Annotated in this window: 24 protein-coding genes; 1 reads left to right on the top strand and 23 read right to left on the bottom strand. The window is 60.8% G+C overall.

The window, feature by feature from the left end:
• Positions 1–237: 237 nt before the first annotated feature.
• From rpsQ to HQ843_RS23290, 17 genes are all read right to left on the bottom strand, one after another.
• Positions 238–483 carry a 30S ribosomal protein S17 gene (gene rpsQ / locus HQ843_RS23210; protein WP_180900979.1) on the bottom strand — a complete coding sequence of 82 codons (246 nt, stop codon included), beginning with the start codon at positions 481–483 and terminating at the stop codon, positions 238–240.
• Positions 484–504: 21 nt separating this feature from the next.
• A complete protein-coding gene (rpmC, locus tag HQ843_RS23215; RefSeq protein WP_180900978.1) occupies positions 505–705 on the bottom strand; it encodes a 50S ribosomal protein L29 in 201 nt (66 codons plus the stop codon).
• Positions 706–717: 12 nt separating this feature from the next.
• The gene (gene rplP, locus HQ843_RS23220; protein ID WP_180900977.1) at positions 718–1,131 is read right to left on the bottom strand and encodes a 50S ribosomal protein L16; all 414 of its coding nucleotides are present in this window, start codon (positions 1,129–1,131) and stop codon (positions 718–720) included.
• A 36-nt stretch (positions 1,132–1,167) separates the two neighbouring features.
• Positions 1,168–1,881 carry a 30S ribosomal protein S3 gene (rpsC, locus tag HQ843_RS23225; protein ID WP_180900976.1) on the bottom strand — a complete coding sequence of 238 codons (714 nt, stop codon included), beginning with the start codon at positions 1,879–1,881 and terminating at the stop codon, positions 1,168–1,170.
• Positions 1,881–2,264: a 50S ribosomal protein L22 gene (gene rplV, locus HQ843_RS23230; RefSeq protein WP_180900975.1), complete on the bottom strand. Its 384-nt coding sequence runs from the start codon at positions 2,262–2,264 to the stop codon at positions 1,881–1,883. Before rplV ends, rpsC begins: the two co-directional genes overlap by 1 nt.
• Positions 2,265–2,266: 2 nt before the next feature.
• Entirely contained in the window at positions 2,267–2,545 is a 279-nt protein-coding gene (rpsS, locus tag HQ843_RS23235; protein WP_180900974.1) for a 30S ribosomal protein S19, read from the bottom strand.
• Positions 2,546–2,560: 15 nt separating this feature from the next.
• Positions 2,561–3,397, bottom strand: a complete 837-nt coding sequence (gene rplB / locus HQ843_RS23240) for a 50S ribosomal protein L2 (protein WP_180900973.1) — start codon at positions 3,395–3,397, stop codon at positions 2,561–2,563.
• Positions 3,398–3,438: 41 nt separating this feature from the next.
• Positions 3,439–3,732, bottom strand: coding sequence for a 50S ribosomal protein L23 (locus tag HQ843_RS23245; RefSeq protein ID WP_018065611.1), 294 nt, complete (start codon positions 3,730–3,732; stop codon positions 3,439–3,441).
• The gene (gene rplD / locus HQ843_RS23250; RefSeq protein ID WP_180900972.1) at positions 3,729–4,349 is read right to left on the bottom strand and encodes a 50S ribosomal protein L4; all 621 of its coding nucleotides are present in this window, start codon (positions 4,347–4,349) and stop codon (positions 3,729–3,731) included. The genes HQ843_RS23245 and rplD overlap by 4 nt, the downstream gene beginning before the upstream one ends.
• Positions 4,349–5,044: a 50S ribosomal protein L3 gene (gene rplC, locus HQ843_RS23255; RefSeq protein WP_180900971.1), complete on the bottom strand. Its 696-nt coding sequence runs from the start codon at positions 5,042–5,044 to the stop codon at positions 4,349–4,351. The genes rplD and rplC overlap by 1 nt, the downstream gene beginning before the upstream one ends.
• 127 nt (positions 5,045–5,171) lie before the next feature.
• Complete coding sequence (rpsJ, locus tag HQ843_RS23260) at positions 5,172–5,480, bottom strand: 30S ribosomal protein S10 (RefSeq protein ID WP_018065614.1); 309 nt, start codon at positions 5,478–5,480, stop codon at positions 5,172–5,174.
• Between the two features lie 155 nt (positions 5,481–5,635).
• Positions 5,636–6,811: an elongation factor Tu gene (gene tuf, locus HQ843_RS23265; protein ID WP_180900970.1), complete on the bottom strand. Its 1,176-nt coding sequence runs from the start codon at positions 6,809–6,811 to the stop codon at positions 5,636–5,638.
• A gap of 68 nt (positions 6,812–6,879) precedes the next feature.
• Entirely contained in the window at positions 6,880–8,979 is a 2,100-nt protein-coding gene (gene fusA, locus HQ843_RS23270) for an elongation factor G (RefSeq protein WP_180900969.1), read from the bottom strand.
• Between the two features lie 27 nt (positions 8,980–9,006).
• Positions 9,007–9,477 carry a 30S ribosomal protein S7 gene (rpsG, locus tag HQ843_RS23275; RefSeq protein ID WP_180900968.1) on the bottom strand — a complete coding sequence of 157 codons (471 nt, stop codon included), beginning with the start codon at positions 9,475–9,477 and terminating at the stop codon, positions 9,007–9,009.
• A gap of 75 nt (positions 9,478–9,552) precedes the next feature.
• Positions 9,553–9,924 (bottom strand): 30S ribosomal protein S12, encoded by a 372-nt coding sequence (gene rpsL, locus HQ843_RS23280; RefSeq protein ID WP_018065617.1) that lies wholly within the window; start codon positions 9,922–9,924, stop codon positions 9,553–9,555.
• A gap of 426 nt (positions 9,925–10,350) precedes the next feature.
• Complete coding sequence (locus HQ843_RS23285) at positions 10,351–11,943, bottom strand: ABC-F family ATP-binding cassette domain-containing protein (protein ID WP_180900967.1); 1,593 nt, start codon at positions 11,941–11,943, stop codon at positions 10,351–10,353.
• Between the two features lie 162 nt (positions 11,944–12,105).
• A complete protein-coding gene (locus HQ843_RS23290) occupies positions 12,106–12,753 on the bottom strand; it encodes a glycoside hydrolase domain-containing protein (protein WP_180900966.1) in 648 nt (215 codons plus the stop codon).
• 209 nt (positions 12,754–12,962) lie between these two features.
• Here HQ843_RS23290 and HQ843_RS23295 point away from each other — a divergent pair, with 209 nt between their 5' ends.
• A complete protein-coding gene (locus HQ843_RS23295; protein ID WP_180900965.1) occupies positions 12,963–13,256 on the top strand; it encodes a transcriptional regulator in 294 nt (97 codons plus the stop codon).
• Between the two features lie 12 nt (positions 13,257–13,268).
• On the opposite strand, the gene HQ843_RS23300 is transcribed toward HQ843_RS23295, so the two are convergent.
• The 6 genes from HQ843_RS23300 to rplA all read right to left on the bottom strand — a co-directional run bounded on the left by HQ843_RS23300 (position 13,269) and on the right by rplA (position 24,765).
• Complete coding sequence (locus tag HQ843_RS23300; RefSeq protein ID WP_180900964.1) at positions 13,269–13,883, bottom strand: LysE family translocator; 615 nt, start codon at positions 13,881–13,883, stop codon at positions 13,269–13,271.
• 134 nt (positions 13,884–14,017) lie between these two features.
• Complete coding sequence (rpoC, locus tag HQ843_RS23305) at positions 14,018–18,232, bottom strand: DNA-directed RNA polymerase subunit beta' (protein ID WP_180900963.1); 4,215 nt, start codon at positions 18,230–18,232, stop codon at positions 14,018–14,020.
• 191 nt (positions 18,233–18,423) lie between these two features.
• Positions 18,424–22,563, bottom strand: coding sequence for a DNA-directed RNA polymerase subunit beta (gene rpoB, locus HQ843_RS23310; RefSeq protein ID WP_180900962.1), 4,140 nt, complete (start codon positions 22,561–22,563; stop codon positions 18,424–18,426).
• Positions 22,564–22,758: 195 nt separating this feature from the next.
• The gene (rplL, locus tag HQ843_RS23315; RefSeq protein ID WP_180900961.1) at positions 22,759–23,136 is read right to left on the bottom strand and encodes a 50S ribosomal protein L7/L12; all 378 of its coding nucleotides are present in this window, start codon (positions 23,134–23,136) and stop codon (positions 22,759–22,761) included.
• Between the two features lie 65 nt (positions 23,137–23,201).
• A complete protein-coding gene (gene rplJ / locus HQ843_RS23320) occupies positions 23,202–23,720 on the bottom strand; it encodes a 50S ribosomal protein L10 (RefSeq protein ID WP_180900960.1) in 519 nt (172 codons plus the stop codon).
• A gap of 349 nt (positions 23,721–24,069) precedes the next feature.
• Positions 24,070–24,765 (bottom strand): 50S ribosomal protein L1, encoded by a 696-nt coding sequence (gene rplA / locus HQ843_RS23325; protein WP_180900959.1) that lies wholly within the window; start codon positions 24,763–24,765, stop codon positions 24,070–24,072.
• Position 24,766: the final 1 nt, after the last annotated feature.

Consider the following 24,766-nt stretch of genomic DNA (forward strand, 5'->3'; position numbering starts at 1 on the left):
TACCGGCGCTTTCCGCCGCCCGATGAGGCGACGCGAGAGCAAGAGCCGGAGCGTCTTGGTGTAGCGTCTTTCAGGATCGCCATCCGGATCGATAACCAGGATCCGGCCCGAAGATGGGAAGCGCCCTTACGGAAAAGGCCGCCCGTTGCCGGACGCCCTTTGCACATCTGCCGTGCTACATACAGAAATTTCGCCAAAGCGCAAGGGCTCAGGCCAAATACTGCCGGTATTTCCGGATCAAGCGTCCGCGGCAACGGTGGATACCACCGTCCAGCGCTTGTCCTTGGAGACCGGAGCGCATTCTTCGATGAATACGGTATCCCCGGTCTTGTACTGGTTCTCGGCGTCGTGCGCCTTGTACTTCTTCGAGCGGCGTACGGTCTTTTGAAGCAGCGGGTGGGCGAAACGACGCTCAACCCGGACGACGACCGTTTTATCGTTCTTGTCGCTAACGACAACGCCTTGCAGGATGCGTTTAGGCATTTTCTTGTCGGTCCCTTACGTTCAGGCCTTGGTGGCCGAAGCCTTCTGGCTTGCGATTGTCTTTACACGCGCGATGTCGCGACGCACCTGCTTGATGCGGCCCGTCTGCTCCAGCTGGCCGGTCGCCTTCTGGAAGCGCAGGTTGAACTGCTCCTTCTTCAGCTTGGCGAGTTCGTCCTTGAGCTGGTCTTCACTCATGGCGTGTACGTCAGAGGTTTTCATCAGTACCACTCCTTATTCGGCGATGCGCTGGATGAAGCGCGTCTTGACCGAAAGCTTGGCCGCGCCGAGGCGCAGGGCTTCGCGGGCAATGTCTTCGCTCACGCCGTCAATTTCGAACATGATCCGGCCGGGCTTGACCTTGGCTGCCCAATAGTCGACGCCGCCCTTGCCCTTACCCATACGCACTTCGGTCGGCTTCGAGGTGACCGGAACGTCGGGGAAAATACGGATCCACACACGACCGGCACGCTTCATGTGACGGGTGATCGCGCGGCGGGCCGCCTCGATCTCACGTGCGTTGACGCGGTTGGGTTCCTGCGCCTTCAGCCCATATTCACCGAAAGCCAGGTCGGTGCCGCCCTTGGCAACGCCATGGATCCGGCCCTTGAACTGCTTGCGGTACTTTGTACGCTTTGGCTGCAACATTTTCTTCTATCTCCGAACTTCGCTGGACGCCCGCAATCAGGCGTGTTCGCGGCGGCGATTGTTGCCGCTGTTACCCTTGTTGTCGCCTTCGGTCGCGCGACGCTCGGAGGCCATCGGATCGTGCTCAAGGATTTCGCCCTTGAAGATCCAGACCTTGATGCCGCAGATGCCGTATGCGGTTACTGCTTCCGCCGTGCCGTAGTCGATGTCGGCGCGCAGCGTGTGAAGCGGAACGCGGCCTTCGCGATACCATTCGGTGCGCGCGATTTCAGCGCCGCCGAGACGGCCGCCGCAAACGATACGGATACCTTCCGCGCCCATGCGCATGGCCGTCTGAACCGAACGCTTCATGGCGCGGCGGAACGCGATACGGCGCTCGAGCTGCTGGGCGATCGACTGCGCGACGAGCGTGGCATCGGTTTCCGGCTTGCGCACTTCAACGATGTTGAGATGCGTTTCCGAATCCGTCATCGTGCCGAGCTTGCGGCGCAGCTTCTCGATGTCCGCGCCCTTCTTGCCGATGATCAGACCCGGACGCGCCGAATGGATCGTCACGCGGCACTTCTTGTGCGGACGCTCGATCACGACCTTGGAAATACCGGCCTGCTTCAGTTCCTTCTGAATATAGGCGCGGATCTTCAGGTCTTCGTGAAGAAGCTTGCCATATTCGTGGTTGTCAGCGAACCAGCGGCTGTCCCAGGTGCGGTTGATGCCGAGACGGAAACCGATCGGATTGATTTTCTGACCCATTATGCGGCCTCCTCTTCGACTTCACGGACGACGATCGTCAGATGCGAGAACGGCTTCAGAATGCGCGAAGCACGGCCACGACCACGAACCATGAAGCGTTTGGCGACAATCGACTTGCCGACATAGGCTTCCGCGACGATGAGCTGGTCAACGTCGAGATCGTGGTTGTTTTCGGCATTCGCAATCGCCGATTCGAGCGTCTTGCGAACCGTATCCGAAACCCGCTTCTGCGAGAATTCGAGTTCGGCCAGCGCCCGGTCAACCTTCTTGCCGCGGATCATGGCGGCGACGAGGTTGAGCTTCTGCGGGCTGACGCGGATGGTGCGCGTAACGGCCTGCGCCTCATTTTCCTTAAGCCGGCGCGCGGCTTTTGCCTTGCCCATTGTTACTTCCTCTTCGCCTTCTTGTCGGCGCCGTGACCGTAATAGGTACGGGTCGGCGAGAATTCGCCGAACTTGTGGCCGACCATGTCTTCCGATACCGAAACCGGAATGTGTTTCGAACCATTGTAGACGCCGAAGGTCAGGCCGACGAACTGCGGCATGATCGTGGAACGGCGGCTCCAGATCTTGATTACTTCGTGGCGACCGCTGTCGCGCACCTTCTCAGCCTTCTTGAGAAGATAGCCGTCAACGAACGGTCCCTTCCAAACTGAACGAGCCATCTAGGACTACCTCTCTTATTTCTTCTTCTGGTGGCGCGAGCGCATGATGAACTTATCGGTCGACTTGTTCTTGCGCGTGCGCTTGCCCTTGGTGGGCTTGCCCCATGGCGAAACCGGATGACGACCGCCGGATGTGCGGCCTTCACCACCGCCGTGCGGGTGGTCGATCGGGTTCATCACGACGCCGCGAACATGCGGACGCTTGCCCCGCCAGCGCGAACGACCGGCCTTGCCGTCATTCGTGTTGGAGTGATCGGGGTTCGATACAGCGCCGATCGTTGCAAGGCAAGTGCCCGGCACCAGACGCTGCTCACCGGAGTTGAGCCGGAGGATGGCCATGCCCTGGTCGCGACCGACCAGCTGGACATAGGTCCCTGCCGAACGGGCGATCTGACCGCCCTTGCCCGGCTTCATCTCGACGTTGTGAACGATCGAGCCGACCGGAATGTTCTGCAGCGGCATCGCATTGCCCGGCTTCACGTCGATGGCGCTGTCGGAGGCCGACACCTTGTCGCCGACCGCCAGACGCTGCGGCGCCAGGATATAGGCAAGCTCGCCGTCGGCGTAATTGATCAGCGCGATGAATGCCGACCGGTTGGGGTCGTATTCCAGGCGCTCGACCGTGCCCTCGACACCGAACTTGCGGCGTTTGAAGTCGATCATGCGATAGGTGCGCTTGTGGCCACCGCCCTGGAAGCGCGCCGTCACGCGGCCGTAATTGTTGCGGCCGCCCTTGGACGACAAGCCCTGCGTCAAAGCCTTGACGGGCTTGCCCTTGTAAAGCTCCGAACGCTCGACGATCACCAGCTGGCGCTGGCTCGGCGTTGTCGGATTGAATGTTTTCAATGCCATTTTCTCATTCCCTATTGGGTCTTTACCCTAACGGGTCTGTTTCAAACGCCGGTCGTCACGTCTACGGACTGACCTTCAGCCAGCGTGACGATCGCCTTCTTGACGTCCTTCTGCTTGCCGGAGAAGTTCCGGAAGCGCTTGATCTTGCCCTTGCGTACAAGCGTGTTGACCGCCTTGACCTTCACGCCGAAGAGTTCTTCGACGGCGGCCTTGATCTCGGGCTTGCTTGCAGTCTTGGCAACGTTGAACACGACCTGGTTGTTGTCGGAGACCAGGGTCGATTTTTCAGTGATGACCGGCGAAACGATCACGTCGTAATGGCGGATATCGCTCATTTGAACCGCTCCTCCAGAGCTTCGACCGCAGACTTCGACAGCACGAGCTTGCCGCGGCGCAGGATGTCATACACATTGATGCCCTGAACCGGCAGAACATCGATATTCGGGATGTTGCGGGCGGCCAGCTTGAAGTTGCCGTCAACTTCCGCGCCACCGATGATCAGCGCATTGTCGAGGCCGAGGCCCACGAACAGGCCGAGCAGCGCCTTGGTCTTGGCTTCCTTGGCAACCAGGTCATCGATGATGATCAGCTCTTCAGCCTTCGCCTTCGACGACAGGGCATGCTTCAGCGCAAGTGCGCGAACCTTCTTCGGCAGATCATGCGCGTGATCGCGAACGACCGGACCGTGGGCAACGCCACCGCCGCGGAACTGCGGCGCACGCTTGGCGTGGTGGCGGGCGTTACCGGTGCCCTTCTGCTTGTACATCTTCGCGCCGGTCAACGAGACTTCCGAACGGGTCTTGACCTTGTGCGAACCCTGACGCTTGGCAGCGAGCTGGTAGCGAACCATGCGGGCGAGAATGTCCTGACGCGGCTCGAGGCCGAAGATCTCGTCCTTCAGGCTGACTTTGCCGGCGTCCTTGCCCTCAAGTGTTTTAACTGTGAGATCCATTATTCGGCTCCATTGGTTTCAGCCGCACGCAGGCCGGCAGGCCGCGGCGCATTTTCAGGAACACCGGACTTCACGGCATCGCGAACCGTAATCCAGGCGCCCTTCGAACCGGGAACGGCGCCCTTGACGAGGATCAGGCCGCGCTCTTCATCGGTGCGGACGATCTCGAGGTTCTGCGTGGTGACGCGGGTCTGGCCCATGTGACCGGCCATCTTCTTGCCCTTCCAGACCTTGCCCGGATCCTGGTTGGAACCGGTCGAGCCGTGCGAACGGTGCGACACCGACACGCCGTGGGTGGCGCGAAGGCCGCCGAAGTTGTGGCGCTTCATGGCGCCGGCAAAACCCTTACCGATGGTGGTGCCGGTCACGTCGACGAGTTGGCCCGAAACGAAGTGGCTGGCCGTCAGTTCGGCGCCAACATCGAGCAGGTTGTCTTCCGACACGCGGAATTCGACAAGCTTGGCCTTCGGCTCGACGGAACCGGCGGCAAAGTGACCGCGCAGCGCCTTCGTGGTGTTCTTGACCTTCGAGCGGCCGGCGCCGAGCTGAACGGCGGTATAGCCGTTCTTTTCCTTTGTGCACGTGGAAACGACCTGGCAGCCGTCCATTTGCAAAACTGTTACAGGGATATGCTCTCCTGCGTCTGTGAAGACGCGGGTCATTCCCACCTTCTTTGCTATCACACCTGAACGCATCAGTTCGTTCCTTTTAGAGTTCCGGCCTTCGGCAAAAGCCCCCGGCGTGTCTCTTTTTGGGACATCATGCGCGCCTCCATAAAGCGCCCAGCGATTGGTCCCGTTTAATTATCCCTCGCCCTGAAAATCAGAGCTTGATTTCAACGTCCACGCCGGCAGCCAGATCGAGCTTCATCAGCGCGTCCACGGTCTGCGGGGTCGGGTCGACAATGTCGAGCAGGCGCTTGTGGGTGCGCATTTCAAACTGCTCGCGGCTCTTCTTGTCGATATGCGGGCCACGGTTGACCGTGAACTTCTCGATCCGCGTCGGAAGCGGAACCGGACCGCGAACATTGGCGCCGGTGCGCTTGGCCGTCGAAACGATCTCACGCGTGGAGGCATCAAGGATCCGGTGATCAAACGCCTTCAGGCGGATGCGGATATTCTGGCCGTTCATGCGACTCGTCCTTGTCTTGTTCTTATCTCCGCCTTCTCGTCATCGATCAGGCGTGTTGCTAACTTGCAGCCCGGGCTTGCCGGCTTTCCAAATATCTGCAGGGGCGGCAGACCCGCCCCTTGCATTATTTGCGTCAAGCCCCGAGGGCCAGCCGCTTACTTGATGATCGAAGCGACGATGCCGGCGCCGACGGTGCGGCCGCCTTCGCGGATCGCGAAGCGCAGCTTTTCTTCCATCGCGATCGGAACGATCAGCTCGACGTCAACCGTGACGTTGTCGCCCGGCATCACCATTTCCGTGCCTTCCGGCAGCGTGACGACACCGGTCACATCCGTGGTGCGGAAGTAGAACTGCGGACGGTAGTTGGTGAAGAACGGCGTATGACGACCGCCTTCATCCTTCGTCAGGATATAGGCTTCTGCCTTGAACACGGTGTGCGGGGTAACCGAACCGGGCTTGCACAGAATCTGGCCGCGCTCGACCTGATCGCGCTGAACGCCGCGGATCAGAGCGCCGATATTGTCGCCGGCCTGGCCCTGGTCGAGCAGCTTGCGGAACATTTCAACGCCGGTAACCGTCGTCTTCTGGGTGTCCTTGATGCCGACGATCTCGACTTCCTCGCCAACCTTGACGATGCCGCGCTCGACGCGACCGGTCACGACCGTACCACGACCCGAGATCGAGAACACGTCCTCGATCGGCATCAGGAACGGCAGGTCGATCGGGCGCTCAGGCGTCGGGATATAGTCGTCGACGGCGGCCATCAGCGCGCGAACGGCGTCTTCGCCGATCGCCTTGTCGCCGTCCTGAAGAGCGACAAGAGCCGAACCCTTGATGATCGGGATTTCGTCGCCGGGGAACTCATAAGAGTCCAGCAGCTCGCGGACTTCCATTTCGACGAGCTCAAGAAGCTCCTCGTCATCGACCTGGTCGACCTTGTTCAGGAACACCACGATCGCCGGAACGCCGACCTGACGGGCAAGCAGGATGTGCTCGCGGGTCTGCGGCATCGGGCCGTCGGCAGCCGACACGACCAGGATCGCGCCGTCCATCTGGGCAGCACCGGTGATCATGTTCTTCACATAGTCGGCGTGGCCGGGGCAGTCGACGTGGGCGTAGTGACGCTTTTCGGTCTCATACTCGACGTGGGCCGTCGAGATGGTGATGCCGCGGGCCTTTTCTTCCGGAGCCGCGTCGATCTGGTCATACGCGCGGAATTCGCCGAAATACTTCGTGATCGCTGCCGTCAGCGACGTCTTGCCATGGTCAACGTGGCCGATCGTGCCGATGTTTACGTGCGGCTTGCTCCGCTCAAACTTTGCTTTTGCCATTTTAAGGCTCCTATTCCTATCGAACCCGCGAGGGGGTTAATCTCATTATCTTTGCGGCTAGACGCCGATCACTTCTGACCGGAGTACTTCGCCTGAATTTCCTGTGCGACGTTCGAAGGCACCGGCGCGTTGTGATCGAAGGTCATCGTGTACTGGGCGCGGCCCTGCGACATCGAGCGCAGCGTGTCGACATATTTGAACATGTTCGCCAGCGGCACTTCAGCCTCGATAACAGTCGCGTTGCCACGCGGCTCCTGACCCTGAATCTGCCCACGGCGGGAGTTCAGGTCGCCGATGACGTCACCCACATAGTCTTCCGGGGTAACGACCTCAACGCTCATGATCGGCTCGAGAAGCTGGGCGCCGGCCTTGCGGGCTGCTTCACGGAAGCAGGCGCGCGCGGCGATTTCGAAGGCCAGAACCGAGGAGTCGACATCATGATAGGCGCCGTCGACCAACGTTGCCTTGATGCCGAGCATCGGGAAGCCGGCCAGCGGACCGGATGACAGAACGCTCTGGATACCCTTCTGGACGCCAGGAATATATTCCTTCGGAACAGTACCGCCGACAACCTTGGATTCGAATACGAAATCCTCGCCATCGGGATTGGGTTCGAAGATGATCTTGACGCGGGCGAACTGACCCGAACCACCCGACTGCTTCTTGTGGGTGTAGTCTTCCTCGTGGGTCTGCGTAATCGTCTCGCGGTAAGCCACCTGCGGCGCGCCGACATTGGCCTCGACCTTGAATTCGCGCTTCATGCGATCGACGAGAATGTCGAGATGAAGCTCGCCCATGCCGGCGATGATCGTCTGACCGGATTCCTCATCGGAAGAAACGCGGAAGGACGGATCCTCGGCGGCCAGGCGGTTGAGCGCGAGGCCCATCTTTTCCTGGTCAGCCTTGGTCTTCGGCTCGATCGCGATGCGAATTACCGGTTCCGGGAATTCCATCCGCTCGAGAATAACAGGCTTCAGCGGATCGCAGAGCGTGTCACCAGTGGTGGTTTCCTTGAGGCCGGCAAGCGCCACGATGTCACCGGCGAAAGCTTCTTCGATGTCCGAACGCGAGTTCGAGTGCATCTGCAGCATACGGCCGACGCGCTCGCGCTTTTCCTTGACCGTGTTCATAACCGAGGAGCCCTTTTCGAGCTTGCCCGAATAGACGCGGCAGAAGGTCAGCGAACCGACGAAGGGGTCGTTCATGATCTTGAAGGCCAGCATCGAAAGCGGCTCTTCATCATCAGGATGACGCTCGATATCGGCTTCGGTCTTGACGTCGATACCCTTGATCGCCGGAATATCGAGCGGCGACGGCAGGAAGTCGACAACGGCGTCGAGCAGCGGCTGAACGCCCTTGTTCTTGAACGCCGAACCGCACATCATCGGGTAGAAGGCAACGTCGATCGTACCCTTGCGGATCAGCGCGCGGATCTTGTCGTTGTCGGGCATCTCGCCTTCGAGATAGGCTTCCATCGCGGCTTCGTCGACTTCGACGATCGTCTCGATCATCAGGTCGCGATACTCCTCGGCCTTGTCCTTCATGTCGGCGGGGATGTCGGTGACTTCCCATTCGGCGCCAAGATGCTCGCCGTCCCAGACCAGCGCCTTCATCTCGATCAGGTCGATCACGCCGGCAAAGTCATTCTCAGCGCCGATCGGCAGCTGGATGACAACCGGGATCGCGCCGAGACGGGACTTGATCATCTCGACCGAGCGGTAGAAGTCGGCGCCGATCTTGTCCATCTTGTTGCAGAAGATCATCCGCGGGACATTGTACTTGTCAGCCTGGCGCCAGACGGTTTCCGTCTGCGGCTCGACGCCGGCATTGGCGTCGAGAAGGGCGACAGCACCGTCGAGCACGCGCAGCGAACGCTCGACTTCGATGGTGAAGTCGACGTGGCCGGGAGTGTCGATGATGTTGAAGCGGCGCTTCTTGCCGTCGCGACCCTGCCAGAAGGTGGTGGTGGCAGCAGACGTGATCGTGATGCCACGCTCCTGCTCCTGCTCCATCCAGTCCATCGTGGCCGCGCCATCGTGAACTTCACCGATCTTGTGGGACTTGCCGGTATAAAACAGGATGCGCTCGGTCGTCGTGGTCTTGCCAGCGTCGATATGCGCCATGATCCCGAAGTTGCGGTAGTCTTCGATTTTATATTCGCGAGCCATGATATCAGGCCTTCCTCGGTGTTCTTATTACCAGCGGTAATGCGAGAATGCGCGGTTGGCGTCGGCCATCTTGTGCGTGTCTTCACGCTTCTTGACAGCGGAGCCGCGATTACTGGAAGCATCCATGAGCTCGCCGGAAAGGCGCTCGATCATGGTGGTTTCGTTGCGCTTGCGCGCGGCAGCAATCAACCAGCGGATGGCGAGCGCCTGACGGCGCTCGGGACGGACGTCGACCGGAACCTGATAGGTCGCACCGCCAACGCGGCGGGAGCGAACCTCGACATGGGGCGCGACGTTATCGAGAGCCTGGTGGAAAACCTCGACCGGGTTCTGCTTCAGCTTGCCCTCGACGACATCGAGCGCGCCATAGACGATCGATTCCGCGACGGACTTCTTGCCGTGCAGCATGACGGCATTCATGAACTTGGTGACAACCAGATCACCGAACTTGGGGTCCGGGTTGATCTCACGCTTTTCTGCACTGTGGCGTCGTGACATGCTTTTTGTCTCTCAACAGTTGCGGCGCTTAAAACGCGGAGAACCTCGCGCAGCGCCAGAGAAATGAAAACCGAATTACTTCGGACGCTTTGCGCCGTACTTCGAACGGCGCTGCTTGCGGTTCTTGACACCCTGGGTATCGAGGACACCGCGGATGATGTGGTAACGCACGCCCGGCAAGTCCTTGACGCGGCCGCCGCGGATCATCACGACGGAGTGTTCCTGCAGGTTATGGCCTTCGCCCGGGATATAGCCAATGACTTCAAAGCCGTTGGTCAGGCGGATCTTGGCAACCTTACGAAGAGCCGAGTTCGGCTTCTTCGGCGTCGTGGTGTAGACGCGGGTGCAAACGCCGCGCTTCTGCGGGTTCTGCTCCAGAGCCGGAACCTTATTCCGCTTCACCTGGGGCTGACGCGGCTTGCGGATCAATTGGTTTACGGTAGGCATTCAACCATCCCTTGATTTCGTGTCTCATCGCCCTTCTGGGGCATAGTCCATGCCGTTTCCGGCGAAAAGAAGCACATCAAGCGCTATATGCGCACAAGCACGGCCCAAGCCGCCTTTCCGACGGATGGACCTAAAAGCAGAGGACACAGGCGCTTTGCCGCGTCATGCGTGCAGCATTTGATCTTCAACGTGCTGTATAAGAACCTAGTCTGAGGTGAACTCCGGGACATTTGGCTTCCCGAACGGCCAGACCTCACATGGGTTCCGTTGGCGCGGACATACTCGCTTCCCCGCGCACCGTCAAGCCTGAAGGCCCGAATTTCCTTACCAAACCCCCGTATCGGCGGCGTATTTGAGGCGACTGTCGCCGATCCGGCAAGTTTTGGCAACAAGCGCCCCTACCCGCGCAATAAAATGACTCGTCCCTCATGGCTCGTACTCGTCGAGGTCGATCGTGCGAGTCACGCCGATTCTCTGCCGGAACATCGCATCATGGCTGACGACCAGGATGGCGCCGTCGTAGCCGTTCAACCCCGCCTCGAGGGTTGCGAGGCTGTCGAGGTCGAGATGGTTGGTCGGCTCGTCGAGAATCAGCAGCTCAGCCGGCCTGTTGCCGCCGATCGCAGCCGCAAGCCCCGCCCTCAACCGTTCGCCGCCACTCAGCGTCGACACGCTCTGCAAGGCGGCGTCGGCGCGGAACCGGAATCGCGCAAGCGCCGCGCGACACGAATTTTCGTCATCATCCGGGTTGAGACGGCGGAAATTGTCGCGCACGGTCTGATCCGGGGCGAGCAGCGATACCGTCTGGTCGAACAGCGCGTAGTGAACATATATGCCGGCGCTGCCGCCGAGCGGCTGAAGCCTGCCGGTCAGGATTGCGAGCAGGGTCGATTTTCCCGCGCCGTTCCGGCCCGCAACCGTCACCCGCTCGGGTCCCCTCATGTCGAAGGAGAGATCGCGGAACAATGGCGGCGCCGGAGGATAGCCGCCGGTGAGACGCTTCGCTTTGGCCACCCGTTTGCCTACGGCAAGTCCCGAGCGGGCAAGCGCCACGCTGAACGGCACCACCACCTCTACCTTTGCCCGCGCGCTTACCAGCCCAGCCGCCGCCTCATCATGCTGGCGCGCAGACAGCGCCCTGTCGCGCGCGCCGGTCAGCTCCGCATTCGCCTTCATGCCATCGAGCACCATTTTCGGCAGGCCACGGCTTTCGCGCAGCCTGCGCCCCTTGGCATCGCGCTTCGCCTTGCGCTCGGCGCGCTCGCGTATGGTGCGGGCGGTTTTGCGCGCCTCCTTGCCGGCGTCGCGCAGATCATGCTCCAGCGCCAGCCGCTCAGCCGCCTTCTCCGCTTCAAAGAAGCTGAAATTGCCGCCATAGCGCGTCATGCCGAGCGATGTCAGTTCGATGATCGCGTCCATGCGCTCCAGAAGCTCGCGGTCATGGCTCACCACCAGCGCGCCGCCGCGAAAGTCCTCGAGGAAGCGGATAAGGGCCTCCCGTCCGGCGGCGTCGAGATTGTTGGTGGGTTCGTCGAGCAGGATGAAATCCGGCGCTCCGAAAGCCAGTGCCGCCAGCCGGGCGCGGGTGATCTCCCCACCGGAAAGCCGTGCCAGCGGCGTTGAGAGCGGGAGGGCAAGGCCCAGGCGGGCCAGCGCTGCGGCCGCCCTCTCCTCCGCTGTCCAGTCGATGGCGGCAAGCGCTTCGGCATCGGCCTCGCCGCGCTCGGCCCGTTCTATCGCCGCCAGTATGGCGTCGATGCCGAAGAGCGTGGCCAGGGTCTCCCCCTCCCCTGTCGAAACCGACTGATCAAGCACGGCGATGCGCCCGGTAACATCAACGCTGCCGGAGGACGGCGACAGCGCGCCCGAAATCAGTTTCAGTAAGGTCGTCTTGCCAACGCCGTTACGACCGATGAGGCCGGTCAGCCCGGTGTTGAAAATCGCGGAAATATCTTTGAAAAGCGTGTGGCCGTCAGCGGTATTATAGGACAGGCCGTAAAGCGTGATCGACGCATGCATGAATGAAACTCTCCCTCGAAGCCAGAACGTGTGCTGTCTTGAGGTGAGAAATCATCGTCTTGCGTATCCCTGCTCGATTGCAATAACCTCTAGATACGCCCTCCCCGCTGTCATTTCAAGGCCATGCGGCAACCGCGGCCGGAACGGGAATGCCTCTCCGCGTCAGGAAATCAGGCCGCTTCCAAGGGTGAACTGACCGAAATTCGGAAATGCTGATGATGCCGTGTTGCCGTCGTGAGCGAGAGGCTCGGTAAGGTCCATCTCGCTCTGGAACAGCGCCCAATCGTCGGTGGCGAGCATCTGCTCCGTGCCGGACCAGCCGGTTGAGCCCGCAAGCCAGATCAGTTCGGCATGGCCGGCGCCCTGCATTCCCGAAGCCACGGTTCCGGAGCCATAGACCCCGAGCCTGTATGCTCCGGCCAACGCCTTGGACACGGCCGCGAAATAGGGTTCGATCTTCTGGAGATCGGCGCTTTCATAATAGTCATAGTCGACGGAGAAGTAGATCGCGGAGCCGTGCGGCTGCCCGATCGCGGCCGCAAGCTTCAGCGCCTGCGCCGCATCGCGGCTTCCGTTCGCCGCATCGAGATCGCCGATCTGTCCGTTCGCGCCGCCGGTCTGCTCGAACACGACCGCCATCGCAAGGCCGGCTGCGGCAAGCGCGTTGGCCTCGCCCGGCTGAAACTGCTTTTGCGGCAGGGATGACGAGTCCTCGAGATTGTAATAGCGGATGACGGTCTCGACGCCGCCACTTTTCAGTTGGGGAATATAGGTCGTCGTGTTCCACGGAGTATCGATGATCGTGTACATGGAAATCCATCCTCGCCAGAGCCGATAATACAACCTATGGTATATTATATCTCGCGAAGCAACCAGATGAAAAATCTTTGGTCGCATTCTCGACCCGGATCGCGATATCATTCGGCGAAGCAGGCTCCGCGTCCCGCAAGAAAGAAACGCCCTTATCCCCGGTGACCGCAGATGCGGATCGGGGTGGCGATACCAGAGAAAGGCCCGACATGATTGCCATACCCGGCTATACCAGCGACGGCGAGCGCATGGTCTTCATCATCACCGGCAAGGTCTATCACGAGTGGAATGGCGATACCGAGGTCCACGTCCTGATCGCCGCGCCCGACGAGGATAGTGCCGTGCGCAACACGCTGAACGCGCTCGCCAATGAGGGCTATTCGGAAGCCGACCTCGACCAGATCGGCCTGATTACCGAAATCCCCGACGAGGAACCCCATGCCTCGGCCTACCAGACGGCGCTGGAAGGCGAAGTGGCGATCGTGAAGCTCAGCGGGCAGTAGTCCGGCGAGCGATCACCGGGTGAAGGCGGAGCGCAGCAGGCTGAAGCCCGCCATCGCGAACAGCCCCGCGACGGCGCCTTCCAGCAGGCGCTTCAGCCTCCGATAGGCCGCCATCGCCCCGCTGAGAGAGAAGATGAGCGCATAGAACATGTAGTTCGCAAGGCCGATCAGCATGCACAGCGCCGTCGCCGACACCACCATATGACCTCCGGCCTCCGCCCCCATGGACAGGGCGGCCATCCAGGCAAGCACGGCCTTCGGGTTCGACAGGTTGAGCAGCAGGCCGCGCCGGAACCAGCGCCCGGCCGCATTGCCGGCGGTGGTTTCCTGCCCGCCCCTCACGGCGCTTCGAGCCGACTGGATCGCCAGCCACAACAGATAGAGCCCGCCGACGATCTTCAGCGCGGTCAGAAAATAGATCGAGCCCTGCAGCAGCGCGCCCATGCCCGTCGCCGCGACAACGCCCCAGAAGGCAAGGCCGGTTGCGAGCCCGAGGCCGAACCTGACGCCCACGCCACGCCCGTAGCGCATCGACAGCGTCGCCGTGGCGATATTGGCCGGGCCCGGCGAGACTGCGACGACAAGAAATGCCAGCGCTATGACAACGATATTGGGCAGTTCGCTCAAAGACGTTCCCTCTTCCATGCGGTTGAATTCAGGTTATCGCCAAACGTGGAAGCCAACAATCCGGAATACGCCGGAAACATGAAAAGGCCCGGCGCTTTCGCACCGGGCCCTCAATTCTTCTTGCCAGCCTGAGCTTATTCGCCCGGCTGCGGCTCGCTTTCCGGGTTCATCTGCGACAGCATCGGCGTTGCCTCGTCGGCGCCGGAAGCCTTGCGGCGGGCGTCGATGATCAGGTCGTCGCGGGTCGACGCGATGCGACGGACCTGCGACATGGCGCGACCGGTGCCGGCCGGGATCAGACGGCCGACGATGATGTTTTCCTTCAGGCCCTGCAGGGTATCGACCTTGCCGGCGATCGCCGCTTCGGTCAGCACCTTGGTGGTCTCCTGGAACGAGGCCGCCGAGAAGAAGGACGGGGTCTGCAGCGAGGCCTTGGTGATGCCGAGCAGCACCGGTTCGCCTTCCGCAGGTTTCTTGCCCTGCTCGACCAGCTCCGCATTGAGATTATCGAAGGCGATCGCCTCGACAATATCGCCGGAGATATAGCCGCTGTCACCCGAGGAGGTGATCTCGATCTTCTGCAGCATCTGACGGACAATCACCTCGATGTGCTTGTCGTTGATGACCACGCCCTGCAGACGATAGACTTCCTGGATCTCGTTGACGAGGTAGGAGGCCAGCGCCTCGACGCCCTTGATCGCAAGGATGTCATGCGGAGCGGGGTTGCCGTCGAGAATGTAGTCGCCCTTCTCGATGTAATCGCCATCCTGCAGATGGAACGGCTTCGACTTGGGAATGAGATATTCCACCGGTTCGACGCCGTCTTCCGCAGGCTCGATCTGGATGCGGCGCTTGTTCTTGTAGTCGCGGCCGAAGCGGATCGTGCCATCGATTTCAGCGATGACGGCATGATCCTTCGGACGACGGGCCTCGAACAGTTCGGCCACGCGCGGCAGACCACCGGTAATGTCCTTGGTCTTGGCGCTTTCCAGCGGCGAACGCGCGAGCACGTCGCCCTGGCTGACCTTCTGGCCGGGCTCGACCGACAGGATCGCATCGACGGACAGCGGCAGACGGGCTTCGGTGCCGCGCGGCAGCTTCATGATCTCGCCGTTCTCGTCCTTGATGACGATCGTCGGCTTCAGGTCCGAACCGCGCGGGGTCGAGCGCCAGTCGATGACCGAACGCTTGGTGAAGCCGGTGGCCTCGTCCGTGGTTTCGGTGACCGAAAGGCCTTCGACCAGATCCTCGAAATCGACCGTACCGGAGATCTCCGTCATCATCGGGCGCGTATAGGGATCCCACTCGGCAAGGCGCTGTCCGCGCTTCACCTTGTCGCCATCATCGATAAACAGCTTCGAACCGTAAGCGACCTTCTGCGAGGACCGCTCCTGATCGCGCTGGTCGAGGATCTGGATCGCCATATTGCGGCCCATCGCCACCAGCACGCCGTCGGAGTTCCTGAGAACGTTGCGGTTCTTGATGCGCACCGTGCCCTCATAGGAGGATTCCAGGAACGACTGGTCGACCACGGTCGCCGTACCGCCAAGGTGGAAGGTACGCATGGTCAGCTGGGTGCCGGGCTCGCCGATCGACTGCGCGGCGATAACGCCGACAGCCTCGCCGAGATTGACCGGCGTACCGCGTGCAAGGTCGCGTCCGTAGCAGACCTGGCAGACGCCGGTCTGGACTTCGCAGGTCAGCGCCGAACGGATCTGCACCGACTGGATGCCCGAAGCCTCGATCCTGAGGACGTCGACCTCGTTGATCTGACGACCACCCTCGACGATCAGTTCGCCGGTGACCGGATCCTCGATGTCGACGAGCGCCGCACGACCGAGAACGCGCTGGCCGATGGATGCCACCACCTGACCGGCATCGACGATGGCGGTCATGGTCAGGCCCTTGTCGGTCCCGCAATCGGCGGTGTTGACGATGCAATCCTGCGCGACGTCGACCAGACGACGGGTGAGGTAGCCCGAGTTCGCGGTCTTGAGCGCGGTATCGGCCAGCCCCTTGCGGGCGCCGTGCGACGAGTTGAAGTACTCGTTCACGGTCAGGCCTTCCTTGAAGTTCGAGATGATCGGGGTCTCGATGATTTCGCCGGACGGCTTGGCCATCAGGCCGCGCATGCCGCCCAACTGACGCATCTGGTTCACCGAACCACGCGCGCCGGAATGGCTCATCATGTAGATCGAGTTCATCTGCTTCTGGCGGCCGGTCTCCGGATCGAATTCGACCGCGCGAATGCGGGCCATCATCTCTTCGGTGACCTTTTCGGTGGCCTTGCCCCAAGCGTCGACGACCTTGTTGTACTTCTCGCCCTGGGTGATCAGGCCGTCATTGTACTGCTGTTCGTATTCCTTCACCAGCGCTTCCGTTTCGGCGACGATGGTGTGCTTGGCATCCGGGATCACCATGTCGTCCTTGCCGAACGAAATGCCGGCGCGGCAGGCGTGGCTGAAGCCGAGCTGCATGATCCGGTCGCAGAAGATCACCGTGTCCTTCTGGCCGCAATGACGGTAGACCGTGTCGATCATCTTGGAGATGTTCTTCTTGGTCATTTCCTGGTTGCAGGTGTCGAACGGCACGTTGAAATTCTTCGGCAGAAGCTCGCCGATGATCATCCGGCCCGGCGTGGTGTCGTGGATCTTGGCGACGACATTGCCGTCCTCGTCCACGGTCTTGAACCGGCCCCGGATCTTGGAGTGCAGCGTGACGACCTTGTTTTCCAGCGCGTGGTGCAGTTCGCCCATATCGGCAAACACCATGCCCTCGCCCGGCTCGTTGTCGTTCATGATCGAGAGGTAATAGAGGCCGAGAACCATGTCCTGCGACGGCACGATGATCGGCAGACCATTGGCCGGATGCAGGATGTTGTTGGTCGACATCATCAGCACGCGCGCTTCCAGCTGCGCTTCAAGCGACAGCGGAATGTGAACGGCCATCTGGTCGCCGTCGAAGTCGGCGTTGAAGGCGGTGCAGACCAGCGGGTGCAGCTGGATCGCCTTGCCCTCGACCAGGATCGGTTCGAAGGCCTGGATGCCCAGACGGTGCAGCGTCGGCGCACGGTTCAACAGCACCGGATGCTCGCGGATAACCTCGTCGAGGATATCCCAGACTTCCGGACGCTCCTTTTCAACCAGCTTCTTGGCCTGCTTGACGGTCGAGGAATAGCCCTTGGCGTCAAGACGCGCATAGATGAACGGCTTGAACAGTTCGAGCGCCATCTTCTTCGGCAGGCCGCACTGATGCAGCTTCAGTTCCGGGCCGGTCACGATAACCGAACGGCCGGAATAGTCGACGCGCTTGCCGAGCAGGTTCTGACGGAACCGGCCCTGCTTGCCCTTCAGCATGTCGGACAGCGACTTCAGCGGACGCTTGTTGGCGCCGGTGATGACGCGGCCGCGGCGGCCGTTGTCGAACAACGCATCGACGGATTCCTGCAGCATCCGCTTTTCGTTGCGGATGATGATGCCCGGCGCGCGCAGTTCGATCAGCCGCTTCAGACGGTTGTTGCGGTTGATGACGCGGCGATAGAGGTCGTTCAGGTCGGAGGTCGCGAACCGGCCGCCATCGAGCGGCACCAGCGGACGCAGATCCGGCGGGATCACCGGAACGATCTTCATGATCATCCATTCCGGACGGTTGCCGGAATCGAGGAAGTTCTCAACGATCTTGAGACGCTTCATCAGCTTCTTCTGCTTCAGGTCCGACGTGGTGTCGGCAAGCTCGGCGCGCAGATCGCCGGCGATCTTCTCGAGATCCATGCCGGCCAGCATTTCATAGATCGCTTCCGCGCCGATATTGGCCGTGAACTGGTCTTCGCCGAACTCGTCGACGGCGAGCATGTACTCTTCTTCCGAAAGGAGCTGGTTCTCCTTCAGGTCGGTGAGGCCCGGCTCGGTGACGATATAGTTCTCGAAATAGAGAACGCGCTCGACATCCTTCAGCGTCATGTCGAGCAGCGTCGAAATGCGGCTCGGCAGCGACTTCAGGAACCAGATATGGGCAACGGGAGCGGCCAGCTCGATATGGCCCATGCGCTCGCGACGAACGCGCGACAGCGTCACTTCAACGCCGCACTTCTCACAGATGATGCCCTTGTATTTCATGCGCTTGTACTTGCCGCACAGGCATTCATAGTCCTTCATCGGGCCGAAGATGCGCGAGCAGAACAGGCCGTCACGCTCCGGCTTGAAGGTGCGGTAGTTGATGGTTTCCGGCTTCTTGATTTCGCCATAAGACCAGGAAAGGATCTTCTCCGGGCTGGCGATCGAGATCCGGATCGAATCGAAGACCTGCGCCGGCGCCTGCGGATTGAAAAGATTCATGACCTCTTGGTTCATGCCTGTCTCCTTGACTGGGCGGCATCGCCCTTGTTGGCAGTCAGTCCGGCCAAACCCTGATACCGGACAACCTGCCTCTAAAACGGTTATGGCCGCGAAATGCGGCGAAACTGACACTTGAGGCTTACTTTAAACCATCGAGTGCCGGCGACGCGCCCGCCTTTTGCGAAGGGGGCGCGTCGGCTCTCAACTTATTCCGCAGCGTCCGGAAGCTCGACTTCGGGCTGAGGCTCCTCGGCGGAGTTTTCCAGCTCGACCGAAAGTCCCAGCGAACGCATTTCCTTGACGAGAACGTTGAAGCTTTCCGGAATACCGGCTTCAAACGTATCATCGCCGCGGACAATCGCCTCATAGACCTTGGTGCGGCCGGCAACGTCATCCGACTTCACGGTCAGCATTTCCTGCAGCGTGTAGGCGGCGCCGTAAGCTTCGAGCGCCCAGACCTCCATTTCGCCGAAGCGCTGGCCGCCGAACTGCGCCTTGCCGCCCAGCGGCTGCTGGGTAACGAGCGAGTACGGACCGATCGAGCGCGCATGGATCTTGTCGTCAACCAGATGGTTGAGCTTGATCATGTACATGTAGCCGACCGTTACCTTACGGTCGAACTGCTCGCCGGTACGCCCGTCGTAGAGCACGGACTGGCCGGACGGATCGAAGCCCGCGCGGATCAGCATCTCCGAAACGTCGCCCTCATGGGCGCCGTCGAACACCGGCGTTGCGATCGAGACGCCACGCTTGGCTTCTTCTGCCAGACGCAACAGACCGTCATCGTCGAAATACTCAACTTCGTTACGGGCCTCGGAAGCGTAGACCTCGGTCAGCGTTTCCTTCAGCGGCTTGATGTCGTGGGTCTCCTGGTAGGCTTCGAGCATCTCGCCGATGCGCTTGCCCATGCCGGCACAACCCCAGGCCAGATGCGTTTCCAGAATCTGGCCGACATTCATGCGGCTCGGAACGCCGAGCGGGTTCAGCACGACGTCGACATGGGTTCCGTCTTCCAGGAACGGCATGTCCTCGGCGGGCAGGATGCGGGAGACCACGCCCTTGTTGCCGTGACGGCCGGCCATCTTGTCGCCGGGCTGGATCTTGCGCTTGACGGCCACGAAGACCTTGACCATCTTCATGACGCCCGGGGGCATTTCGTCGCCGCGCTGGACCTTTTCGACCTTGTCCATGAAGCGCTGTTCAAGGCGGTTCTTGGAATCGTCGTACTGGCCGCGAAGCGCTTCGAGTTCGCCCTGGAACGATTCGTCCTCGACGGCGAACATCCACCACTGCGAACGCGGATAGGCGGAGATCACCTCATCGGACAGCACGGCGCCCTTCTTGAAGCCCTTCGGGCCTGCAATCGAGGTCTGGCCGCGCAGCATGTCGGACAGGCGCGAATAGACGTTACGGTCGAGAATGGCCTGCTCGTCGTCGCGGTCCTTGGCAAGGCGTTCGATTTCCTCGCGCTCGATCGCCATGGCGCGTTCGTCCTTCTCGACGCCGTGACGGTTGAACACGCGGACCTCAACGACCGTGCCGAAGGTGCCGGGCGGCATGCGCATCGAGGTGTCGCGGACGTCCGAGGCCTTCTCGCCGAAGATCGCGCGCAGAAGCTTTTCTTCCGGCGTCATCGGGCTTTCGCCCTTCGGCGTGATCTTGCCAACGAGAATATCGCCCGGATGCACTTCGGCGCCGATATAGACGATGCCGGCTTCATCGAGGTTCTTCAGCGCTTCTTCCGAAACATTCGGAATGTCGCGGGTGATTTCTTCAGGGCCGAGCTTGGTATCGCGGGCCATGACCTCGAATTCTTCCAGATGGATCGAGGTGAAGACGTCATCCGAAACGATCCGCTCGGAAAGCAGGATCGAGTCCTCGTAGTTGTAGCCGTTCCACGGCATGAACGCGACCAGCGCGTTGCGGCCGAGCGCCAGGTCGCCGAGATCGGTCGATGGACCGTCGGCAATGATGTCGCCCTTGTTCAGAATATCGCCGACGCGCACCAGCGGACGCTGGTTGACGCAGGTATTCTGGTTGGAACGCTGGAACTTCATCAGCCGGTAGATATCGACGCCGGACTTGGAGGCGTCGAGATCTTCCGTCGCTCGGATAACGATACGGGTCGCATCGACCTGGTCGACGATACCGCTGCGCTTGGCGGCGATCGCAGCACCGGAATCGCGGGCAACGATCGGCTCCATGCCGGTTCCGACGAACGGCGCTTCGGCGCGCAGAAGCGGAACGGCCTGACGCTGCATGTTCGAGCCCATCAGGGCGCGGTTGGCGTCATCGTTTTCCAAAAACGGAATAAGAGCGGCGGCAACGGACACGAGCTGCTTCGGCGAAACGTCCATCAGGTTGATGTTTTCGCGCGGGGCGAGCATGACTTCGCCGGCGTGGCGGCAGACGACGAATTCGTCGACGAACTTGCCCTCATCGGTCATCACCGAATTGGCCTGGGCGATATAGTATTTCGCCTCTTCCATGGCCGACAGATAGATCACCTCGTCGGTGAGCTTGCCGTCCTCGGAAATCTTGCGGTACGGGCTCTCGATGAAGCCATACTTGTTGACGCGGGCGAAGGTCGCGAGCGAGTTGATCAGACCGATATTCGGGCCTTCCGGCGTCTCGATCGGGCAGATACGGCCGTAATGGGTCGGATGCACGTCGCGGACTTCGAAGCCCGCGCGCTCGCGGGTCAGGCCGCCCGGGCCAAGCGCCGAGAGACGGCGCTTGTGGGTGATTTCCGACAGCGGGTTGATCTGGTCCATGAACTGCGACAGCTGCGAGGAGCCGAAGAATTCGCGCACGGCGGCAGCCGCCGGCTTGGCGTTGATCAGGTCCTGCGGCATCACGGTATCGATCTCGATCGAGGACATGCGTTCCTTGATCGCGCGCTCCATGCGCAGAAGACCCAGACGATACTGGTTCTCCATCAGTTCGCCGACGGAGCGGACGCGGCGGTTGCCGAGATTGTCGATGTCGTCGATCTCACCCTTGCCGTCACGCAGGTCCACCAGCGTCCTGACGACCGCCAGAATGTCTTCCTTGCGCAGAACGCGAACCGTATCCTCGGCGTCGAGGTCGAGACGCATGTTCATCTTGACGCGGCCAACGGCCGACAGGTCGTAGCGTTCGCTGTCGAAGAACAGCGAATTGAACATGGCTTCGGCCGAATCCATGGTCGGCGGCTCGCCCGGACGCATGACGCGGTAGATGTCGAACAGCGCGTCCTGACGATTCTCGTTCTTGTCGGCCACAAGCGTATTGCGGATATAGGCGCCGACATTGACGTGGTCGATGTTGAGGATCGCGATATCGTCGATACCCTGATCGATGATGCCGGCGAGGTTCTTCTCGTCGATCTCTTCGCCGGCCTCGAGATGGATCTCGCCGGTTTCCAGGTTGACGATGTCCTCGGCCAGGAAGGTGCCGTAAAGCTCCTCGTCGGTGACCTTGAGCGCCTTCAGACCGCCTTCCGAAAGCTTCTTCAGCATGCGGGGCGTCAGCTTCTTGCCGGCCTCGACCACCACTTCGCCGCTGTCGGCGTCGATCAGGTTGGTAATGACCTTCTGGCCGCGCAGACGCTCGGGCGAGAACGGCACTTTCCAGCCGTCGCCATCACGCTCATAGGTGGCCTTTTCATAGAAGGTCTCGAGGATTTCCTCGGTATCCATGCCGAGCGCCATCAACAGCGACGTCGCCGGAATCTTGCGGCGGCGGTCGATGCGGGCATGCACGATATCCTTGGCGTCGAATTCGATATCGAGCCAGGAGCCGCGATAGGGAATCACGCGGGCAGCGAACAACAGCTTGCCGGAGGAGTGGCTCTTGCCCTTGTCGTGGTCGAAGAACACGCCCGGCGAACGGTGCATCTGCGAAACGATGACGCGCTCGGTGCCATTGACGATGAAGGTCGCATTGTTGGTCATCAGCGGCATGTCGCCCATGTAGACCGACTGTTCCTTGATGTCCTTGATCGACTTCGCGCCGGTGTCCTCATCGATATCGAACACGATCAGGCGCAGTTTCACTTTCAGCGGCGCGGCATAGGTCAGGTCGCGCTGGCGGCATTCCTCGACGTCGAACTTCGGCTGCTCGAATTCGTAGGAAACGAATTCCAGCATCGAAGCGCCGGAAAAATCGGTCATCGGGAAGACGGATTTGAACACCGCCTGCAGCCCCTCGTCGGGACGTCCGCCCTTGGGCTCGTCAACCATGAGAAACTGGTCATAAGAGGCCTTCTGAACCTCGATCAGGTTCGGCATCTCCGCGACTTCCGGGATCTTTCCGAAAAACTTGCGTACGCGCCTGCGACCGTTAAAGGAAAGGGTCTGAGCCATTCAGGTAGCTCCTTGTCAATCTGCATCCGGGCCTGCAACAGACGGTCACCGATGGCCAATTGGCTCCGTCATCATTTAAGGGTCTTCTTGAGAACCCATTACCCAAAGGCCCGAAAAGGGACTTTGGGTAATGGTTTCACGTCAGTTGTCGCACCGCGGGCAAGAAACCCCGCCCGCGGTGCAGATCAGCAAAGCTTACTTGAGCTCAACCTTGGCGCCGGCTGCTTCCAGCTTGGCCTTGAGTTCTTCCGATTCAGCCTTGGAAACGGCTTCCTTGACCGGCTTCGGAGCGCCTTCGACGAGGTCCTTGGCTTCCTTGAGGCCGAGACCGGTGATGGCGCGGACTTCCTTGATGACGCCGATCTTGTTGGCGCCGACTTCCGTCAGGACGACATCGAATTCGGTCTTTTCTTCAACGGCTTCAGCAGCGGCGGCAGCGCCGCCGGCAGCAGCGACGGCAACCGGCGCTGCGGCGGAAACGCCCCACTTTTCTTCGAGCAGCTTGGACAGCTCGGCGGCTTCGAGAACCGTCAGTTCAGAGAGTTCGTCTACGATTTTGGCGAGATCAGCCATGTTGGTCTTCCTTTAGTGTGTTGGTTCGAACTGGTTCGAAATTTTGTAAACAGCGAAAAACCGCATCAGGCGGCTTCGTCCTTCGTGGCGTAGGCGTTGAGCACGCGCGCAAGCTGGCTTGCGGGTGCCGAAGCAATCGTCGCGATACGGGTAGCCGGGGTCTGGATCATGCCCACCAGCTTCGCACGCAGCTCGTCCAGCGAAGGCATCGTCGCAAGCGACTTGACACCATCCGCATCGAGCACGGTTGCCCCCATGGCGCCGCCGATGACAACGAGCTTGTCGTTGGTCTTGGCGAAGTCCATGCAGACCTTCGGAGCCGTCACCGGGTCATCGCAAAATGCGATGAGCGTCTGACCTGTGAACAGGTCGGACATTCCCTCGGACTCCGTACCCTGAAGGGCAATCTTGGCCAGGCGGTTCTTCGCGACTCTGACAGTGCCGCCCGCTTCACGCATCTTCGAACGAAAGATGTTCATCTGCGCAACGGTGACACCGGCATAGTGGGCCACGACAACCGAGCCGGAAGCCTTGAAGACTTCGTTCAGTTCCGTGACGAATTCGCGTTTTTCCGCTCTTTCCACTGCCTATCTCCAGTTGACAGGCCCATTTTCGGACCTGTCGGTTTGCCTTTGCCGCAAGGGGCTTCTTGTTTTTATCCAAGATCCCAAGCGACGCTCGAGGATCCTGCCCCCATCGGCGCGCTGTTTCCAACAGCGCCTAGGCACACCAGGTTCGAACCAGTTAAACCGCCAAAGGTGACTTTCGCCGCCAACGGAAAAATTGGTCTCACCCGTCTCATGCAGGCAATGAATTAAGGTTGCCCACCTGCAATCTCGGACAGGAAACCGGGTTTTATCCCGGGTCTTTCCGGGCCCTGGAGCCCGGAAACTCTTTACCGGAAATACCTTCCGGAAATTCTGTTCTATGCGCTCAGGCGTTGACCGACGAGAAGTCGATCTTGACGCCCGGACCCATGGTCGAGGACAGCGCGACGCGCTTGACGTAGTTGCCCTTGGCGCCGGCCGGTTTCGCCTTGACGACGGCATCGGCAAAGGCGCGGATGTTTTCTTCCAGCGCGGATGCCTCGAACGAGGCCTTGCCGATACCGGCGTGAACGATCCCGGCCTTTTCGACGCGGAACTCGACAGCGCCGCCCTTGGAGGCTTCGACAGCCGATTTGACGTCCATCGTGACGGTGCCGACCTTGGGGTTCGGCATCATGCCGCGCGGGCCGAGCACCTTGCCGAGACGGCCGACGAGCGGCATCATGTCCGGCGTGGCGATGCAACGGTCGAAATCGATGTTGCCGCCCTGGACGGCTTCGACTAGATCTTCCGCGCCGACGACGTCCGCACCGGCTTCCCTGGCTTCATCGGCCTTGGCGCCGCGGGCGAAAACGGCAACGCGGACGGTGCGGCCCGTGCCGTTCGGCAGGTTGACGACGCCGCGGACCATCTGGTCGGCGTGACGCGGATCGACACCGAGATTCATCGCGACCTCGATGGTTTCATCGAACTTCGCGGTGGCGCGTTCCTTGACCATCTTAACGGCCTCGGACAAGGCGTAGAACTTGTCGACGTCGACGCCCTCGCGGGCCTTCTGTGTGCGTTTTGCAATCTTGGTCATG

Origin of the sequence: Martelella sp. NC20, from assembly GCF_013459645.1 — a bacterium.
In the GTDB taxonomy this organism is placed as follows: Bacteria; Pseudomonadota; Alphaproteobacteria; order Rhizobiales; family Rhizobiaceae; genus Martelella.

Excerpts from the sequence above, each read along its gene's own strand:
- rpsQ (WP_180900979.1), bottom strand. The coding sequence starts at position 483 with ATGCCTAAACGCATCCTGCAAGGCGTTGTCGTTAGCGACAAGAACGAT.
- rpmC (WP_180900978.1), bottom strand. The coding sequence starts at position 705 with ATGAAAACCTCTGACGTACACGCCATGAGTGAAGACCAGCTCAAGGAC.
- rplP (WP_180900977.1), bottom strand. The coding sequence starts at position 1,131 with ATGTTGCAGCCAAAGCGTACAAAGTACCGCAAGCAGTTCAAGGGCCGG.
- rpsC (WP_180900976.1), bottom strand. The coding sequence starts at position 1,881 with ATGGGTCAGAAAATCAATCCGATCGGTTTCCGTCTCGGCATCAACCGC.
- rplV (WP_180900975.1), bottom strand. The coding sequence starts at position 2,264 with ATGGGCAAGGCAAAAGCCGCGCGCCGGCTTAAGGAAAATGAGGCGCAG.
- rpsS (WP_180900974.1), bottom strand. The coding sequence starts at position 2,545 with ATGGCTCGTTCAGTTTGGAAGGGACCGTTCGTTGACGGCTATCTTCTC.
- rplB (WP_180900973.1), bottom strand. The coding sequence starts at position 3,397 with ATGGCATTGAAAACATTCAATCCGACAACGCCGAGCCAGCGCCAGCTG.
- HQ843_RS23245 (WP_018065611.1), bottom strand. The coding sequence starts at position 3,732 with ATGAGCGATATCCGCCATTACGACGTGATCGTTTCGCCGGTCATCACT.
- rplD (WP_180900972.1), bottom strand. The coding sequence starts at position 4,349 with ATGGATCTCACAGTTAAAACACTTGAGGGCAAGGACGCCGGCAAAGTC.
- rplC (WP_180900971.1), bottom strand. The coding sequence starts at position 5,044 with ATGCGTTCAGGTGTGATAGCAAAGAAGGTGGGAATGACCCGCGTCTTC.
- rpsJ (WP_018065614.1), bottom strand. The coding sequence starts at position 5,480 with ATGAACGGCCAGAATATCCGCATCCGCCTGAAGGCGTTTGATCACCGG.
- tuf (WP_180900970.1), bottom strand. The coding sequence starts at position 6,811 with ATGGCAAAAGCAAAGTTTGAGCGGAGCAAGCCGCACGTAAACATCGGC.
- fusA (WP_180900969.1), bottom strand. The coding sequence starts at position 8,979 with ATGGCTCGCGAATATAAAATCGAAGACTACCGCAACTTCGGGATCATG.
- rpsG (WP_180900968.1), bottom strand. The coding sequence starts at position 9,477 with ATGTCACGACGCCACAGTGCAGAAAAGCGTGAGATCAACCCGGACCCC.
- rpsL (WP_018065617.1), bottom strand. The coding sequence starts at position 9,924 with ATGCCTACCGTAAACCAATTGATCCGCAAGCCGCGTCAGCCCCAGGTG.
- HQ843_RS23285 (WP_180900967.1), bottom strand. The coding sequence starts at position 11,943 with ATGCATGCGTCGATCACGCTTTACGGCCTGTCCTATAATACCGCTGAC.
- HQ843_RS23290 (WP_180900966.1), bottom strand. The coding sequence starts at position 12,753 with ATGTACACGATCATCGATACTCCGTGGAACACGACGACCTATATTCCC.
- HQ843_RS23295 (WP_180900965.1), top strand. The coding sequence starts at position 12,963 with ATGATTGCCATACCCGGCTATACCAGCGACGGCGAGCGCATGGTCTTC.
- rpoC (WP_180900963.1), bottom strand. The coding sequence starts at position 18,232 with ATGAACCAAGAGGTCATGAATCTTTTCAATCCGCAGGCGCCGGCGCAG.
- rpoB (WP_180900962.1), bottom strand. The coding sequence starts at position 22,563 with ATGGCTCAGACCCTTTCCTTTAACGGTCGCAGGCGCGTACGCAAGTTT.
- rplL (WP_180900961.1), bottom strand. The coding sequence starts at position 23,136 with ATGGCTGATCTCGCCAAAATCGTAGACGAACTCTCTGAACTGACGGTT.
- rplA (WP_180900959.1), bottom strand. The coding sequence starts at position 24,765 with ATGACCAAGATTGCAAAACGCACACAGAAGGCCCGCGAGGGCGTCGAC.